17 protein-coding genes are annotated in these 15487 nt (G+C 63.3%); 11 read left to right on the top strand and 6 right to left on the bottom strand.

Features of this window, described 5'->3' with window-relative positions; genetic code table 11:
* The first annotated feature begins 169 nt into the window (after positions 1-169).
* From F8N66_RS23795 to F8N66_RS23830, 8 genes are read left to right on the top strand one after another with little or no spacing between them, the layout of a single operon-like run.
* Positions 170-1363 (top strand): PepSY-associated TM helix domain-containing protein, encoded by a 1194-nt coding sequence (locus tag F8N66_RS23795; RefSeq protein WP_150772499.1) that lies wholly within the window; start codon positions 170-172, stop codon positions 1361-1363.
* On the top strand, positions 1360-1902 hold the full coding sequence (locus tag F8N66_RS23800) for a thiamine pyrophosphate-binding protein (protein WP_150772500.1): 543 nt from the start codon (positions 1360-1362) through the stop codon (positions 1900-1902). The genes F8N66_RS23795 and F8N66_RS23800 overlap by 4 nt, the downstream gene beginning before the upstream one ends.
* Positions 1899-2228 (top strand): hypothetical protein, encoded by a 330-nt coding sequence (locus tag F8N66_RS23805; RefSeq protein WP_150772501.1) that lies wholly within the window; start codon positions 1899-1901, stop codon positions 2226-2228. The genes F8N66_RS23800 and F8N66_RS23805 overlap by 4 nt, the downstream gene beginning before the upstream one ends.
* The gene (locus F8N66_RS23810) at positions 2225-2797 is read left to right on the top strand and encodes a DUF6162 family protein (RefSeq protein WP_150772502.1); all 573 of its coding nucleotides are present in this window, start codon (positions 2225-2227) and stop codon (positions 2795-2797) included. The genes F8N66_RS23805 and F8N66_RS23810 overlap by 4 nt, the downstream gene beginning before the upstream one ends.
* A gap of 35 nt (positions 2798-2832) precedes the next feature.
* Positions 2833-3759 carry a metal ABC transporter substrate-binding protein gene (locus F8N66_RS23815; RefSeq protein WP_150772503.1) on the top strand — a complete coding sequence of 309 codons (927 nt, stop codon included), beginning with the start codon at positions 2833-2835 and terminating at the stop codon, positions 3757-3759.
* Positions 3756-4586: a metal ABC transporter ATP-binding protein gene (locus F8N66_RS23820; protein WP_150772504.1), complete on the top strand. Its 831-nt coding sequence runs from the start codon at positions 3756-3758 to the stop codon at positions 4584-4586. The genes F8N66_RS23815 and F8N66_RS23820 overlap by 4 nt, the downstream gene beginning before the upstream one ends.
* Entirely contained in the window at positions 4586-5485 is a 900-nt protein-coding gene (locus F8N66_RS23825; protein WP_150772505.1) for a metal ABC transporter permease, read from the top strand. The genes F8N66_RS23820 and F8N66_RS23825 overlap by 1 nt, the downstream gene beginning before the upstream one ends.
* Positions 5486-6388: a metal ABC transporter substrate-binding protein gene (locus F8N66_RS23830; RefSeq protein ID WP_150772506.1), complete on the top strand. Its 903-nt coding sequence runs from the start codon at positions 5486-5488 to the stop codon at positions 6386-6388.
* Between the two features lie 188 nt (positions 6389-6576).
* Here F8N66_RS23830 and F8N66_RS23840 read toward each other — a convergent pair whose 3' ends face one another.
* The 5 genes from F8N66_RS23840 to F8N66_RS23860 all read right to left on the bottom strand — a co-directional run bounded on the left by F8N66_RS23840 (position 6577) and on the right by F8N66_RS23860 (position 11058).
* The gene (locus tag F8N66_RS23840) at positions 6577-6804 is read right to left on the bottom strand and encodes an MbtH family protein (RefSeq protein WP_150772507.1); all 228 of its coding nucleotides are present in this window, start codon (positions 6802-6804) and stop codon (positions 6577-6579) included.
* 83 nt (positions 6805-6887) lie between these two features.
* Positions 6888-8294 carry an aspartate aminotransferase family protein gene (locus F8N66_RS23845; protein WP_150772508.1) on the bottom strand — a complete coding sequence of 469 codons (1407 nt, stop codon included), beginning with the start codon at positions 8292-8294 and terminating at the stop codon, positions 6888-6890.
* A gap of 39 nt (positions 8295-8333) precedes the next feature.
* Positions 8334-8855, bottom strand: a complete 522-nt coding sequence (locus F8N66_RS23850) for a GNAT family N-acetyltransferase (protein WP_150772509.1) — start codon at positions 8853-8855, stop codon at positions 8334-8336.
* A gap of 200 nt (positions 8856-9055) precedes the next feature.
* Complete coding sequence (locus tag F8N66_RS23855; protein WP_150772510.1) at positions 9056-10381, bottom strand: ATP-binding protein; 1326 nt, start codon at positions 10379-10381, stop codon at positions 9056-9058.
* The gene (locus F8N66_RS23860; RefSeq protein ID WP_150772511.1) at positions 10378-11058 is read right to left on the bottom strand and encodes a response regulator; all 681 of its coding nucleotides are present in this window, start codon (positions 11056-11058) and stop codon (positions 10378-10380) included. Before F8N66_RS23860 ends, F8N66_RS23855 begins: the two co-directional genes overlap by 4 nt.
* 154 nt (positions 11059-11212) lie before the next feature.
* Here F8N66_RS23860 and dsbD point away from each other — a divergent pair, with 154 nt between their 5' ends.
* Genes dsbD through dsbG form a run of 3 tightly spaced genes read left to right on the top strand, consistent with a single transcriptional unit; the run spans position 11213 to position 14546 of the window.
* Entirely contained in the window at positions 11213-12949 is a 1737-nt protein-coding gene (gene dsbD, locus F8N66_RS23865; RefSeq protein ID WP_150772512.1) for a protein-disulfide reductase DsbD, read from the top strand.
* A complete protein-coding gene (locus F8N66_RS23870) occupies positions 12949-13803 on the top strand; it encodes a TlpA disulfide reductase family protein (RefSeq protein ID WP_150772513.1) in 855 nt (284 codons plus the stop codon). The genes dsbD and F8N66_RS23870 overlap by 1 nt, the downstream gene beginning before the upstream one ends.
* Positions 13779-14546: a thiol:disulfide interchange protein DsbG gene (dsbG, locus tag F8N66_RS23875; protein WP_150772514.1), complete on the top strand. Its 768-nt coding sequence runs from the start codon at positions 13779-13781 to the stop codon at positions 14544-14546. Before F8N66_RS23870 ends, dsbG begins: the two co-directional genes overlap by 25 nt.
* An 85-nt stretch (positions 14547-14631) precedes the next feature.
* Here the strand turns inward: dsbG and F8N66_RS23880 are convergent, their stop codons facing one another.
* On the bottom strand, positions 14632-15450 hold the full coding sequence (locus tag F8N66_RS23880) for an alpha/beta fold hydrolase (protein ID WP_150772515.1): 819 nt from the start codon (positions 15448-15450) through the stop codon (positions 14632-14634).
* Positions 15451-15487: the final 37 nt, after the last annotated feature.

The raw sequence follows: 15487 nt of genomic DNA on the forward strand, positions 1-15487 counted from the left end.
ACGGAACACGAAACATTTTCTTTCATATCCCGCTTCGGGATTTCCGATGCTCATCCGTCCTATATAGATGCAGTCCTGTCGCGTCGGCAAAAGCCACGACCGGACATTCATTGACCTCAACGCTGCGAAGCCCGTAGCAGAGGCCTTCCCATCGAAAAGACCCTTGATCATGTCGAAGAAATCCCGCTCCAAACTCTGGTTTCTGGTCCATAGCTGGCTGGCGCTGCCGATCTGGTTTTTCGTCCTGATCGTCTGCGTAACCGGCACGCTGGCAGTGGTCAGCCAGGAAATCGTCTGGCTGGCCAACCCGCAAATGCGCGCCAGCCAGCCCTCGGACGATGCACCACGCCTCAACTACGACCAGATCGTCGCCGCGATCAAAAAGGCAGAACCCGACACACTGGTCGAGGGCATCAATCGTCCCGACGAGTCGCACTTTGCCCTCGATGTGAATGTCAGCTACCCCGACGGTCGTTCGGTGGTGGTGTACGTCAACCCGTACACCGGCGAGATCCAGGGCCCGGCGCCGCAGTTCAATTTCCAGGCATTCACCCGCGCCCTGCATGGCTGGTGGCTGGTACCGTTCACCAATGGCTACAGCTGGGGCTGGTACCTGGTGTCGTTCCTCAGCCTGCCGCTGCTGGCATCGCTAGTGACCGGGCTGGTGGTGTACAAGCGTTTCTGGAAAGGCTTCTTGCGCCCGACCCTGCGCATCCGTCACGGCGCGCGGATTTTCTGGGGCGATTTCCACCGGCTGAGCGGCATCTGGTCGATCTGGTTCATTGCGGTGATTTCCGTGACCAGCACCTGGTTCCTGATCGAAGCGTTCATGTTCGATAACCAGATTTCCATCTCCACCGCCCCGGTGGCTGCCGTGGTCCCCCGGGAAAGCGTACCGCTCACCGCCGACGGCTCGCCGGCACCGATGATCAGCCTGGACGCCGCGATCCAACGGGCCAAGGAACGCATTTCCGGCCTCGACGAAAGCTTTGTCAGCCTGCCCGCCAACGCCTACAGCTACCTGTCGGTCGGGGGGCGCAGCTGGTATCCGTTGATGTACCAGACCGCCGACATCAACCCCTACACCGGCGAAATCGCCGCCACGCGCCTGTTGTCGGACCGCTCGGGCCTGGAGTTCGTGACCGAATCCATGCGCCCGCTGCACACCGGTGATTTCGGCGGGCTCTGGATCAAGTTGATCTGGTTCTTCTTCGGCCTGCTGCTGAGCATGATGGTCCTCAGTGGCCTGTTGATCTGGACCAAGCGCACCGCCCTGGCCACGGCCAACGCGTTCAAGCGCAGCCAAAAAGCGCCCCGAGGCCAGACAGCACCGCGAGTTGAAGCGTCGGAGGTCAGCCAATGAGCCAGGTCGCCACTCAAGCAACGCCCTCGAAACTGAGCCGTTTCTGGCACAAATGGCGTTTCCACATCAATGTTCTGCTGTTGCTGGTGCCGCTGGGCTTCATGCCCAAGTACTTCGCCGACGCCGCACTGTTTCGGGGTGATACCGGGTTGGGCGAACGGGAGGTTGGCGAGGTTCGGGTCGGCCCCTGGAGTGTGCGCCTGGCTGAATTGCGCAACGAAGCACCGCGGCTCGATGGCCCCGCCGGCTATATGAAAAGCTTCAACGCGGCGCTGTGTGACAGCTGCCGCGAACAGGTCAAGGCCACTTACCTGCGCATCGGCAAACCCCGCAGCCTGCGCGCCGCCGGGGTGATTTTCTTCGGCACGCCGTACCGCATGGGCGCCATGTTGCCGGTCCCGGAAAAAACCAAGGCCGACGCTGAACTGTGGATCACCATGGAAGGCTGGGATGGCTCCATGCATCAGGCCTCCATTCCTTTGAGCCAGGCCTCCCCCGCCACCCTCGCCTGGCTGTCCACTCAAGGAGGCAAACCATGATCAACCTGACTCGCCCGCTGAGCGCCGCATTGCTGGTGCTCTGCGCCGGTTTCAGCGCCAGCGCCCTGGCCCATAACCCGATGTGCGAATGCAAGGCCATCGATGCCGAGCAGATCAAATGCACCGGTGGCTTCTCCGACGGCAGCGGCGCGCCGGGGGTGACGCTGGATGTGATCGGCTACGACGAAACCATCCTCGTGCCGGGCAAGCTCGGCGCCGACTCGACACTGACCTTCAAGAAGCCCGGCGCCGAGTTTTATGTGCTGTTTGACGCCGGCCCCGGCCACGTCGTCGAGATCGACCAGGCGGACATCGAAGCGCCATGAGCCATCCAACCACACAAGTCGTCCGCCCGGCCGGTGCCGGCCATGAAACCCTCAATGTGTTGCTGTTGTGCCTGATGATCCTGTCGATCGCCGGCTCGGTGGTTGCCTGGCGTCACGAACCGCAGGACGTAACCCACCTCACCAGCCATCAACTGGATGCCCGCCGCGACCTGAGCGCTGCCGAGCAGGGCATCTACGCCGACCTGCGGGTGACGCTGGATGAAATCCATCTGTTGCGTCAGGAGCATCACACCCTGCCGACGCCTGAATCCCTCGCCGATGAGGGGTTCGCGCCCTTCGCCCAGGACGCCAGCTCGGTGAGTCGGGGTGGTCATGCCTGGCAGTTGCTGGTGGACAAGGCGTATTTCGGACAGAGCCAGGCGCCCACCGTGGCGGGGTCGTTCTTGATGCGCCTGACCGCGGACGACGAGGCGCCGGACATCTGGCTGAACCGCGCCGAAGCGCTCAAGGCCCCGGCCGATCTCACCGATGTCGCCCTCGAAAGCGCCGGCTGGCAGCAGATCGTCGCGCAATTCGATGCCGGCGTGACCCGCCAGCACCGGCACTGAACCCTCGCCTTCACCCGAGAGAAGACCGCTTTCCCATGCCCATTTCATCTCTACGCTCTGTTCTGCGCCCTATGCTGGTCGGCCTGCTGGCCTGCCTGCTGACACCCCTGGCCAGTGCCGACGAGGCCAAGCGCCTGCGCATCGGCATCACCCTGCACCCTTATTACAGCTACGTGGCCAACATCGTCGGTGACAAGGCCGAGGTGGTGCCGCTGATTCCGGCGGGCTTCAACCCTCACGCCTACGAGCCACGGGCCGAGGACATCAAGCGCATCAGCGGGCTGGATGTGATCGTGCTCAACGGCGTCGGTCATGACGACTTCGCCGACCGCATGATCGCCGCCAGCGAAACCCCGGACGTCAAGGTCATCGAGGCCAACGAAAACGTGCCGCTGCTGGCCGCCACCGGGGTGGCCGCTCGCGGCGCCGGCAAGGTGGTCAACCCGCACACCTTCCTGTCGATCAGTGCCTCGATTGCCCAGGTCAACAACATCGCCCGGGAGCTGGGCAAGCTCGATCCGGCCAATGCCAAGGCCTACACCGAGAACGCCCGTGCCTACGGCAAACGCCTGCGCAAGATGCGCGCCGACGCCCTGGCCAAACTGACCCAGGCACCGAACGCCGAGCTGCGCGTGGCCACGGTGCACGCGGCCTACGACTACCTGCTGCGTGAGTTCGGCCTGGAAGTGACGGCCGTGGTCGAACCGGCCCACGGCATCGAGCCGAGCCCGAGCCAGCTGAAAAAAACCATCGACCAGCTGCGTGAACTGGACGTGAAGGTAATCTTCTCGGAGATGGACTTCCCGTCCACCTACGTCGACACCATCCAGCGCGAGTCCGGGGTCAAGCTGTATCCGCTGTCGCACATTTCCTACGGCGAATACACCGCCGATAAATACGAAAAGGAAATGACCGGCAACCTCAACACCGTGGTGCGGGCGATCCAGGAGTCGGGGGCATGACCTCAAGAGAAGCAGATTTGCCTGTGGGAGCGGGCTTGCTCGCGAAAGCGTCCAGTCAGTCGCCATCATCGTTGAATGACGCAACGCATTCGCGAGCAAGCCCGCTCCCACAGTTCTCGGGGCCAACCCTTGAATTTGCGAAGGTCTGCCTGACCCTGGGACGCACCACGATCCTCGACAACGTCACCTTCCAGGTCCGCCCCGGCAGCGTGCATGCGCTGGTCGGCCCCAACGGCGGCGGCAAGAGCTCGCTGATCAAGACCCTGCTCGGACAGATGCCGCACCAGGGCCGCCTGAGCCTGCAATGGCCGGGTACGCCGGGCACCATCGGCTACGTGCCGCAGGCGCTGGAATTCGATCGCGGCCTGCCGATGACGGTCGATGATTTCATGGCAGCCATGTGCCAGCGACGCCCGGCATTCCTCGGCTTGAGCAAGCACTACGCGGCGGCGATTGGCGAGGCGCTGGAGCGGGTCGGCATGCAGGACAAGCGCAAGCGCCGCATGGGCGCGCTGTCCGGTGGCGAGCGCCAGCGGGTGTTGCTGGCGCAGGGGCTGATTCCGGCGCCGCAATTGCTGGTGCTGGATGAGCCGATGTCGGCCCTCGATGAGGCCGGCATCCAGGTGTTCGAACGCCTGCTCGGTGACTGGCGTGCCTCGGGCATTACCGTGCTGTGGATCGAGCACGACCTGGAAGCGGTCGGGCGCCTGGCCGATCACGTCACCGGGCTCAATCGCCGGGTGCTGTTCGATGCCACGCCACAACAGGCGCTGACCCCCGAGCGCCTGCTGACCCTGTTTTCGACCCATCCACGGAGCCTTGCCTGATGAGTTACGAAGCCTTTCGCTTGATGGTCCAGGGCTGGGCCTCGGCGGGTTATCTGCCCGAGGCGCTGGCCTATGGCTTTGTGGTCAACGCGCTGCTCGCTGGCCTGTTGATCGGCCCGGTGCTGGGCGGGCTGGGCACGCTGGTGGTGGTCAAGCGCTTCGCGTTTTTCTCCGAAGCGGTGGGTCATGCGGCGTTGACCGGCGTGGCCATCGGCATCCTGCTCGGCGAGCCCTACACCGGGCCTTACGGCAGCCTGTTCGGTTACTGCCTGCTGTTCGGCATTCTGCTCAACTACCTGCGCAACCGCACCGGCCTGGCGCCAGACACCTTGATCGGCGTGTTCCTCTCGGTGTCCCTGGCCCTGGGCGCGAGCCTGCTGCTGATCCTGGCCGGCAAGATCAACGTGCACATTCTGGAGAACGTGTTGTTCGGCTCGGTGCTGACGGTCAACGGCAACGACCTGCTGGTGCTGGCCATCGTCGGTTCGCTGGTCATGGCGCTGGCCTTGCCGCTGTACAACCGCATCATGCTCGCCAGTTTCAACCCGCAACTGGCAGCGGTGCGCGGCGTGGCGGTAAAAACCCTGGATTACCTGTTCGTGATTCTGGTGACCCTGATCACCGTCGCCGCCGTGAAAGTCATCGGCGCGATTCTGGTGGGTGCCCTGCTGGTGATCCCGGCGGCGGCGGCGCGTTTGCTCAGCCAGTCGCTGAAGGGCTTTTTCTGGTGCTCGGTGCTGATCGCCACGGTGAGCACCTTGTGCGGGATTCTCGCGCCTATCGTCTTCGACCTGCCGATCCCGTCCGGCGCCGCGATCATCCTGGTGGCCGGTATTGCCTTTGCCCTGGCCGCCGTCGCGCGCGGCGTCGTCCCCAGCCTGAAAGGGAACCTTGGATAAATGTCATTTTCTCTGCGACAACTGACCCTGGCCATCACCCTGTGCGGGCTGGTGAATACATCCTTTGCGGCAGACAACGCCAAGCCGCTGCGCGTGCTGGCATCGCTGCCGGTCACTTATGGTCTGGGCGAGGTGTTGCTCAAAGGCACCGACATCCGCCTCGAACGCGCGGCCCCGGCCAACCTGCCCGGCAGCCGCCAGACCGCTTACTTCACCGGACGTGGTGCGCCGGCGCTGGCCAAACTGGCGACCGGGGCCGATGCGGTCATCGGCCTGCGTTCGTTGTGGGCCGATGACCCGCTATACCCGATTGCGCGGCGCAGCAATATCCGCATTGTCGAGGTCGACGCCGCCCGCCCGGTGGACGGCGCCCTGCCCGGCATCGCCGTGCAGCCGGGCAATCAGGTCGATGGCTTGAGCAGCCAGCCCTGGCTGGCCAGCAACAACATGGGCCGCATGGCCGATGTGATGGCGGCGGACCTGGTACGCCTGGCGCCAGCGGCCAAGCCTGCGATCGAGGCCAACCTGGCGGCGCTGAAACAGCGGCTGCTCAAGCTCAGCGCCAGCAGCGAATCACGCCTGGCCAGTACCGACAACCTCAGTGTGATGAGCCTCAGCGACCATTTCGGCTATCTGGTCGGCAGCCTCAATCTCGAACTCGCGGGCCTGGATGCGCGACCGGACACCGATTGGACGCCTGAAGCCTTGAAGGCGCTGAGTGCGACCCTCAAGGACAATGACGTGGCGGTGGTGTTGCATCATCGCCAGCCGTCGGAGGCGGTGAAAGCGGCGATTGCCGAGGGTGGGAGCCGGCTGGTGGTGTTGAGTACCGACGCCGAGGACCCGGTGGTTGAGCTGGAAGGGAATGTGGATTTGCTGATCAAGGGGTTGAGTGGGGCGTGACTTCGTGTCCCGGATGATCCCCCTGTGGGAGCGGGCTTGCTCGCGAATGCGGTATCACACTCAACCTCTACGTTGACTGATCCAACCCATTCGCGAGCAAGCCCGCTCCCACAGGGACTGCGCCGCGATCCAGGCATGAAAAAGCCCGCTGACCGTCACCGGTTCAGCGGGCCTTTCTGTTGCGACGATCAGTGCGCCGCAGCCGCCTGCTCTTCCATCTTCTGCCGCAAACTCAGCGGACGCATATCCGTCCAGGTTTCTTCGATGTAAGCCAGGCATTCCTTTTTCAGCCCGCTTTTGCCCACGGTGCGCCAGCCTTCCGGCACGGCCTTGTAGTCGGGCCAGATCGAGTATTGCTCTTCGTGGTTGACCACGACTTGAAAAAGGATGTCCTCGCGGTCGAATACTGACGTCATGCTGTCTCTCTCCATCACTGTTGGGCGGGCTGCACGCCGCGTGCAGCCGGTATGTAGTAGGAACGTTCCAGGACCCGGAAAAATTACAGGCTGGCGGTGGCTGCGGCCAATGCCCGGCCGAAAATCCCCGCCACCTGGTCGATTTGCGCGGCGGTAATCACCAGCGGCGGCAGGAAGCGCACCACTGCGCCCTGACGGCCTCCCAATTCGAGGATCAGGCCGCGCTTGAGGCATTCGCGCTGCACCTGCGGTGCCAGGCGAGCAAAGGCTGGCGGATGGCCCAGGGCATCCACTGCGCCGCTCGGATCGACCAGTTCGACACCCAGCATCAGCCCGCGACCGCGAATATCACCCAGTTGCGGGAAGTCCCGCTGCAGGATGCGCAAATGCTCGCGCAGGCGCTCGCCCATGGCGGCGGCGTGCTCGCAGACCTTGTTTTCGACCAGGTAACGCATCACCGCGGAACCGGCGGCCATGGCCATCTGATTGCCGCGAAAGGTCCCGGCATGGGCGCCCGGCAACCAGGTGTCGAGCCAGTCGCGATACACCACCACTGCCAGCGGCAGGCTGCCGCCGATGGCCTTGGACATCACCACCACATCCGGAATGATCCCGGCGTGCTCGAAGGCGAACATCTTGCCGGTGCGGGCAAAACCGCTCTGGATCTCATCGACAATCAACGCCACACCGGCCTTTTCGGTGATCCGCCGCAAGCCGCGCAGCCAGTCCAGATCCGCCGGGATCACCCCGCCCTCGCCCTGCACCACCTCCACGATCACCGCCGCCGGCAATTGCACGCCCGACTCGGGATCGCTGAGCAGGTTTTCCAGGTAATGGAGGTTGGCCTTCACCCCTTGCGCGCCGCCCAGGCCGAATGGGCAGCGGTAATCGTAAGGGTACGGCATGAATTGCACACCGTTGCTGAGCAAGGCGCCCAAGGGCTTTTTCGGTCCCAGGCTGCCCATCAGGCTCAGCGCGCCCTGACTCATGCCGTGATAACCGCCCTGGAACGACAGCACCGTGCTGCGACCGGTGGCCGTGCGCACCAGTTTCAATGCGGCTTCCACCGCGTCAGTGCCGGTGGGGCCACAGAACTGGATCTTCGCTTGCGTTGCCAGTGCCGGAGGCAATAGACCGAACAGATCCTGAACGAACTGATCCTTGACCGGCGTGGTCAGGTCCAGGGTGTGCAGCGGCAGCTCGTCGGTCAGCACTTGCTGGATGGCTTCGATCACCACCGGATGGTTATGCCCCAACGCCAACGTCCCGGCGCCCGCCAGACAATCGATGAAGCTGCGACCTTCGACGTCTTCGACATAAATGCCCTTGGCCCGCTTGAGCGCCAGGGGGATGCGCCGCGGGTAACTGCGGGCATTGGATTCCTGCTGGTTTTGACGCGCCAGCAACGGCGATTCGTTGAACTGAAAAAGCGTCTCGGTCGGGGCGACCCGGGCCGGCTGATCTTCGATAAGGCTGGTAGCGACTGACATCTCTGGACCTCGAAAAGGTTTTCCTGTTCTGGAAACGCGTCAGCGGCTCAAGGATTTAGGCTCGGGACAAGCTTTCCATGAAGAGGAGGACAGGCTTTTGTGCATGGGGATGGCCTGAAGCCCGGCGACCATGAAGGCTCGGGCGCATGGTTGATAACCCAGGTGCCGGTAGAACGCTTCGCTGGTAAGGGTGCTGTTGAGCCGTGCCTGGTGCAGGCCCTGGCGGAGCAACCAGCCTTCAAGATCACCCATCAGGGCTTGCCCCGCGCCCCGGCGAAACCATTCCGGTTGCACGTAACAGAACGCCACCTTGCCACTGGTCGAGGCCATGGCCACGCCGACCGGTTTGTCCTGCAGCAGGGCGATGTTCAGGTACAGCCGCGGGTCCACGAGCCAGGGCTGGATGTGGTCGATGGTCTTGTTGTGGGTCCAGGTGGCGACGGTCTGCGGATGGTTGCGGTGGTCGCGAGCGCAACCGATGCGAATGGAGCGTTCGATGATGCGGCTGATGATACCGGCGTCGGCCGGGGTTGCCTTGCAGGTGCGAATCGATTCATCCATGGCGCTGTTACCTCAATCCGTTGAGTGCGAGGAACGATAGTCCTGCGATGACTGGGCGGCCAATGGAGAGGAGTTACATTTGATGTTCAACTTGAATCCCCCTGTAGGAGCTGCCGCAGGCTGCGATCTTTTGATCTTTTTTCAAACAAGATCAAAAGATCGCAGCCTGCGGCAGCTCCTACAGGGGGAAGCCGTGTTGGTCAGACCGGCTGCAACGGCATGCTCAGCTCGACCCGCAAGCCGTCCGGCCGACTGTCGAAACGCAGGGTGCAGCCGCAGCGCTGGACGATGGCCTGGACGATTGCCAGGCCAAGGCCGCAGCCGGTGCTCTGGCCGTTGCGCCAGAAACGCTGGGTCAAATGTTGCAAGTCGTCTTCGGCAATGCCCGGGCCATGGTCGCGCACGACGAACTGCACGCGGTTGCCGGTGGTTTGCAGGCTCAACTCCACCGGCCTGTCGCCGGGCGTATGGCGCAAGGCGTTGTCCAGCAGGTTGCGCAGCGCGGCAATGGACAGCACCGCGGGCATTTTCACCGGGGCATGGGAGAACCTGGCCGGCACTTCGAGCCGGATGCGTTGCCGATCGCCGCCAGCCGTATCCTGAATCGCCAGTTTCGCCACTTGCTCGGCACTGCATTGCACGCCGTCATCGAACGACAGACTGCCTTCGACCCGCGCCAGCAACAGCAATTGTTCAAGGGTGCGGTGCAGTCGGTCCGCCCCCTCCTCAGCCCGCGCCAGCGATTGATCGCGAGCGGCGCCTTCGGTCATGCGCGCGACTTGCAGGTGGGTCTTGATCGCGGTCAGGGGACTGCGCAGTTCGTGCGCGGCGTCACCGGTCAGCCGGCGTTCGCGTTCAATGGTCTTGCCAATGCGCTGGAACAACTGGTTCTGCGTGTCGAGCAAGGGTTGCAGCTCGCTGGGCAATGGCTGGACCTGCAAGGGTTCCAGGGAATCAGGACTGCGGCGCATCAAGGCGTCGCGCATGCGGTTGAGCGGCGCCAATCCCTGGCCAATCCCCAGCCACAGCAGGCACAGGCAACCGAGCAACGCCACGCCCACCGGCACCGAGGCGGCCAGCAGAATGGACATGTTCAAGGCCTCGCGCTCGATCTGCCGGTCGGCGGTGGTGATGCGCAGATCGCCTCGGGCCAGGGTGAAGCTGCGCCACGGCGCGCCATCGATCATCTGATCGTGGAAGCCCATTTTCTCGGCTTCCAGGGGTTGCCCCGGATCGCTGTGGCTGCGCGCGAGGATTTCCCCGCGCAATGAACTGACCTGACAGGCCATGCCGCCAGGCAGGTTCAGTTGCTCGGCACTGAAATGCGTCCCCTCGCCCTTGTTCGGCAACGGCGGTAATTGCTCCATCAACCCCGCGACCATTCGCGCCGAGGCCACCAGGCGCTGGTCGAGGGAAAACATCATTTGATTGCGCAGGTCGCTGAGCATCCAGGCCGCCGCCAGCGCCCAAATCAGCGCAAACGCGGCACCGAGCGTCAGGCTCAGGCGCAAACGCAGGCTCATCACTTCGATTGATCTCCACCACCGGCCGGGCCCAGGCGATAACCCAGCCCGCGCACCGTCTCGACGATGCCATTGCCGAGTTTGCGCCGCAGGTGATGGATATGCACGTTGAGGGCATTGCTCTCCAGTTCGTCGTTGAAGCCGTACACGCTGTCCTTGAGCTGCTCGGTGGACAGCACGCGGCCACGGTTATGCAACAGGGCCTGCAAAAGCGATTGTTCGCGGCGTGACAAATCCACCGGCTGGCCGTCGAGCGTGGTTTCGCGGCTGCTCGGGTCGTAGGTCAGGGTGCCATGTTCGATCAGGTTGACGCTGCGCCCCGCCACCCGTCGCAGCAGGGTGTGCAGGCGTGCGGCCAATTCGCGCAGGTCGAAGGGCTTGAGCAGGTAATCGTCGGCGCCGGCCTGCAAGCCGTCGACGCGGTCGGTAACCGAGTCCCGGGCCGTGAGGATCAGTACCGGCAGTTCCAGGCCGTTGTTGCGCAACTGCTGAAGTAACTTCAAGCCGTCTTCGTCGGGCAGGCCGAGGTCGAGCACCATCACGTCAAACTCCGCCACCTTGAGCATCGCCCGGGCCGCCGATGCCGTGGCCACGTGCTCCACGGTCAGGCCCTGGGCCGTCAGGCCGGCGACGATGCCGCTGGCAATCAACTCATCGTCTTCGCAAACCAGTACGTGCATGGGGAGCCTCGTGTAAATAAAACGGATTAAGCCGATGACCGATTAAGCCGACATTATGCCGCAAGGGCCACTGCCACAAGGCCGCCACGGTTAATCATCGGTTAATCGCCGCCACCCATTGTGCAGCTCAATTGCAACAAAATAAGGCTTTTCCATGCGTCGTCTGTTTCTATTCTTTGCTCTGCTGATTGCCGGCCTGGCCCACGCCGGGACTAATCCGTTCGAAAGCAAACCCGACTTTCTTCCCGTCGACAAAGCGTTCATCTTCACCTCGGAGCGCCTTGAAACAGGCGAAACACAGCTTTACTGGCAGATCACCGAGGGTTACTACCTCTATCAGAAACGGCTGAAATTCGAGGGCCTGGCGGCTGGCCAGCATCCACCGCTGCCGGAGGGTGAAGCCCACAGCGACGAGTTTTTCGGCGAGCAACAGGTGTATCGCCAGGGCCTGGAGCTGAAGATACCGCCAGGCGCGAGCGGCCAGATCAAGGTGAGCTACCAGGGCTGCGCCGATGCCGGCTTGTGTTACCCGCCGCAGACCCAGGTCGTGGACCTTGGCGGTAATGCCGTAGTTTCCACGACGAATGAAGCACCGGATCAAGCCCTCGCCAGCAGCCTTCAACAACGGGCGCTGGGCTGGAGCCTGCTGGTGTTCTTCGGTCTCGGACTGCTGTTGGCGTTCACCCCGTGTTCACTGCCGATGCTGCCGATCCTGGCCGGGCTGATCGTCGGCAGCGGCGCCTCGCCCAAGCGCAGTTTCGCCCTGGCCGGCAGTTATGTGGTGAGCATGGCCCTGGTGTATGCGGCGATGGGCGTGCTGGCGGCGCTGCTGGGGGCGAACCTGCAGGCACTGTTGCAGAACCCTTGGCTGCTGGGCAGCTTCGCGGCGATTTTCGTCTTGCTGGCGTTGCCCATGTTCGGTTTCTTCGAGCTGCAACTGCCGGTGGCCGTGCGTGACCGGCTGGAAAATGTCTCGCGTAATCAGCGCGGCGGCAGCCTGATCGGCGCCGGTGTGCTGGGGGCCTTGTCCGGCTTGTTGGTTGGCCCGTGCATGACCGCGCCCTTGGCGGGCGCCCTTCTCTACATCGCACAAAGCGGCAATGCGCTGCACGGCGGGCTGATTCTGTTCGCCCTGGGCATCGGCATCGGCGTGCCGCTGTTGCTGCTGGTGACCGTCGGCAATCGTTTTCTGCCCAAGCCCGGCGCCTGGATGAACCTGGTCAAGGGCATCTTCGGCTTCCTGTTCCTTGCCACCGCCTTGTTGTTGCTGCGCCCGGTACTGGATGAGTCCCTGTGGGTCGGCTTGTGTGGCGCGTTGCTGCTGATCGCCGCCTACAGCGCCTGGAAGCAATCCGACGGGTTTGGACGCATTGCCCATCTGTTCGGTGCCAGCTCGTTGCTGCTCGGACTGTGGGGAAGCCTGTTGATGATCGGTGCGGCGGGCGGCAGTGACGATCTGTTCAAGCCGTTGCAGGTGTTCCGCGCTTCCAGCTCGGCCGTCGCCGCCGTTCCAGCGGGCCATGACGCCTTCACCACCGTCAAGGACCCCACCGCGCTGCAGCGCGAACTCGATGCCGCGCAAGCACAGGGCCAGTGGGTGCTGCTGGACTACTACGCCGACTGGTGCGTGTCGTGCAAGGTCATGGAGAAACAGGTGTTCGGCAAAGCCAGGGTGCTCGAAGCCCTCAGCGACGTGCGCTTGCTGCGACTGGATGTCACCGCCGACAATGCCGCCAGCCGCGAACTGCTCGGCCGCTATAAAGTGCCGGGGCCACCGAGCCTGTTGTGGATCGGTGCCGACGGCAACGAGCGTCGCAGTCAGCGCATTACCGGCGAGGTCGATGCCGACACTTTCCTGCAACGCTGGACCACCACCCGAGACGCCCGTTAATGCTGACCTTTACCCTCGGCACCTTTGCCATCGCGCTGAACCATCTGCTGCTGATCAGTGCATTGGCACTGGCGACGTTCATCGGCTGGCGGGTGGCCAAGCGCGGTGGCGAGAACCCCGAGTCGGCATTGTTCAGCCTGTTCCTGATCGGCATGCTCGCGGCGCGGATCGGCTTCGTCGCCGTCTACTGGACGCACTACCGCAACGATCCGTGGCAGGTCATCGACCTGCGCGACGGCGGTTTCCTCGCCTGGCCGGGGGTGATCGCGCTGGTGCTCGCCACGCTCTACCGAGGCAGGCGTCGGCCGGGCCTGCGCCGCCCCTTGGGCTTTGGCGTGGCCAGCGGCCTGGCGTTCTGGCTGCTGGCGAGCTACTCCCTGGCGATTTATGAACAAGGCACGCGCCTGCCGGACATCAGCCTGCGCAACGCCGCCGGTGAAACCGTGCAACTGGCGGACTACAAGGGCGGCCCGCTGGTGATCAACCTGTGGGCCACCTGGTGCCCACCCTGCCGCCGGGAAATGCCGGTACTGGAAAACGCCCAGCAACAGCGTCCGGACCTGACCTTCCTGTTCGTCAATCAGGCCGAAAGCATGCAAAGCGTCGCCACTTTCCTGGAAACCCAGGGCCTGAGCCTGTCCAACGTCCTGTTCGACGGGGGTGGTCGCCTGGGCCAGGCCGTGGGTTCAATGGCATTGCCGACGACGCTGTTCTACAGTCCCGAGGGTCGCCTGCTGGGCAGCCACCTGGGCGAACTGTCGCAAGCCAGCCTGGCCCGCGCCCTGGAAAATTTTGATTCCGCACCCGCCACCTCTTCAAGGAAACTGCCATGCCCCGCCTCCGCCACCTGCTGACCCTGACCCTGGGTGCCGCCCTGCTGCACCTGCCGTCGGTGCAGGCCGAAGAGTTGCCCGCCGCGATCAAGAAAATCGAAGCCAAAGGCGCGAAAATCGTCGGCCAGTTCGATGCCCCCGATGGCTTGCGCGGTTACGCGGCGCAATACCAGAACCGCGGCATGGCGCTGTACCTGACGCCGGACGGCAAGCACGTGCTGCTGGGCAACCTGTACGACGCCGAGGGCAACGACCTGAGCAGCGCGCCGCTGCAAAAACTGGTGTATGCGCCGATGTCCAAGGAAGTCTGGAGCAAGATGGAAGCCAGCAACTGGATCGGTGACGGCAACAAGGATGCGCCACGCGTGGTGTATCTGTTCAGCGACCCCAACTGCCCGTACTGCAACATGTTCTGGGAACAGGCGCGGCCCTGGGTCAAGGCCGGCAAGGTGCAGCTGCGGCACATCATGGTCGGCATCATTCGCGAAGACAGCCCCGGCAAATCCGCCGCCCTGCTCGCCGCCAAGGATCCGCAAAAGGCCCTGCAGGACCACGAAGCCGCCGGCAAGGGCAGCTCGCTCAAGGCGTTAAAGGATGTACCGCCGGCGATTCAGGCGAAGCTCGCCGCCAACATGCAATTGATGGAAGACCTGGAATTGCAGGCCACCCCGGCGATTTTCTACATGGATGACAAGGGGGAGTTGCAACAGCAGCAGGGCGCGCCGTCACCGGACAAGTTGGCGAAAATTCTCGGGCCCAAGTAACGCAGATCAAAAGATCGCAGCCTGCGGCAGCTTCTACGTTGGAATGCATATCCCTGTAGGAGCTGCCGCAGGCTGCGATCTTTTTTTATGCAGGATTGCGCTCGGACAAAAAGGCCAGCAACGCCTCGGTCACAAACTGCGGATTTTCCAGATTGGAAATATGCCCCGCCTCCGGCACCAGCAGATACGGGCAACCGATCAGCTCGGCCATTTCCCGGGTTTCGTGAGGGGGTCGAGGGGTGTCCTGATCGCCGCACATGACCAGCGTGGTATCAGCGTTCAATTCATTCAGCCGCGGCAACAGATCCTCCCGGCCAAAGGTAATCCGCCCCATCGGAACGATACTTTCGCGCAGGCGATCCGCAGGCAAAGCCGCCAACGCAGCACGGAAGTTCCGGTAAAGCGCCGACTGCGGGTCGATACCCGGGCGGAAGAAAATCGGTACCACAATATCCAGCAACTGCGGTGTGATAACACCCGCCTCTTCAATCTGTTTCAGCAATGAAAAATAATACTGGCGTGTCGGCTCTGGCTCGACCCCGACGTAGGTGTCCATCATCACCAGACCGTTGATTCGTTGCGGTGCAGACAAGGCCAGGCGCGCGCCCCACATCCCGCCGACCGACAAACCAACCAGTGTCGCGCGCTCGATATCCAGATGATCGAGCAACACCAATGCCTGACGCGCAAGGTCATCCAGAGTTGTGGTAACCGTGGGCAAAGGCCCGGATGCTCCATGACCCCAAAGGTCCAGGGCGATCACCCGGTACTGTTGCGACAACGCGGCAATCTGCGGCGCCCACATGGCCTGGTCCCACAGGTAACTGCCAGCCAGCAGGACGGCCGGGCCGGTGCCTTGGTCAATGTAGTGAAGGGGTTGTCCGTCAATAATCACGAAGGGCATCAGGTAGCTCCGAATGGAAAATGAGCCGGAAGGCTGA

The organism is Pseudomonas fluorescens (genome assembly GCF_902498195.1).
GTDB classification, from domain to species: domain Bacteria; phylum Pseudomonadota; class Gammaproteobacteria; order Pseudomonadales; family Pseudomonadaceae; genus Aquipseudomonas; species Aquipseudomonas fluorescens_BU.

Coding starts and splice junctions, on each gene's coding strand:
- F8N66_RS23805 (WP_150772501.1), top strand. CDS start 1,899: ATGATCAACCTGACTCGCCCGCTGAGCGCCGCATTGCTGGTGCTCTGC.
- F8N66_RS23825 (WP_150772505.1), top strand. CDS start 4,586: ATGAGTTACGAAGCCTTTCGCTTGATGGTCCAGGGCTGGGCCTCGGCG.
- F8N66_RS23815 (WP_150772503.1), top strand. CDS start 2,833: ATGCCCATTTCATCTCTACGCTCTGTTCTGCGCCCTATGCTGGTCGGC.
- F8N66_RS23840 (WP_150772507.1), bottom strand. CDS start 6,804: ATGACGTCAGTATTCGACCGCGAGGACATCCTTTTTCAAGTCGTGGTC.
- F8N66_RS23820 (WP_150772504.1), top strand. CDS start 3,756: ATGACCTCAAGAGAAGCAGATTTGCCTGTGGGAGCGGGCTTGCTCGCG.
- F8N66_RS23830 (WP_150772506.1), top strand. CDS start 5,486: ATGTCATTTTCTCTGCGACAACTGACCCTGGCCATCACCCTGTGCGGG.
- F8N66_RS23860 (WP_150772511.1), bottom strand. CDS start 11,058: ATGCACGTACTGGTTTGCGAAGACGATGAGTTGATTGCCAGCGGCATC.
- F8N66_RS23795 (WP_150772499.1), top strand. CDS start 170: ATGTCGAAGAAATCCCGCTCCAAACTCTGGTTTCTGGTCCATAGCTGG.
- F8N66_RS23870 (WP_150772513.1), top strand. CDS start 12,949: ATGCTGACCTTTACCCTCGGCACCTTTGCCATCGCGCTGAACCATCTG.
- F8N66_RS23850 (WP_150772509.1), bottom strand. CDS start 8,855: ATGGATGAATCGATTCGCACCTGCAAGGCAACCCCGGCCGACGCCGGT.
- F8N66_RS23810 (WP_150772502.1), top strand. CDS start 2,225: ATGAGCCATCCAACCACACAAGTCGTCCGCCCGGCCGGTGCCGGCCAT.
- dsbD (WP_150772512.1), top strand. CDS start 11,213: ATGCGTCGTCTGTTTCTATTCTTTGCTCTGCTGATTGCCGGCCTGGCC.
- dsbG (WP_150772514.1), top strand. CDS start 13,779: ATGCCCCGCCTCCGCCACCTGCTGACCCTGACCCTGGGTGCCGCCCTG.
- F8N66_RS23880 (WP_150772515.1), bottom strand. CDS start 15,450: ATGCCCTTCGTGATTATTGACGGACAACCCCTTCACTACATTGACCAA.
- F8N66_RS23845 (WP_150772508.1), bottom strand. CDS start 8,294: ATGTCAGTCGCTACCAGCCTTATCGAAGATCAGCCGGCCCGGGTCGCC.
- F8N66_RS23800 (WP_150772500.1), top strand. CDS start 1,360: ATGAGCCAGGTCGCCACTCAAGCAACGCCCTCGAAACTGAGCCGTTTC.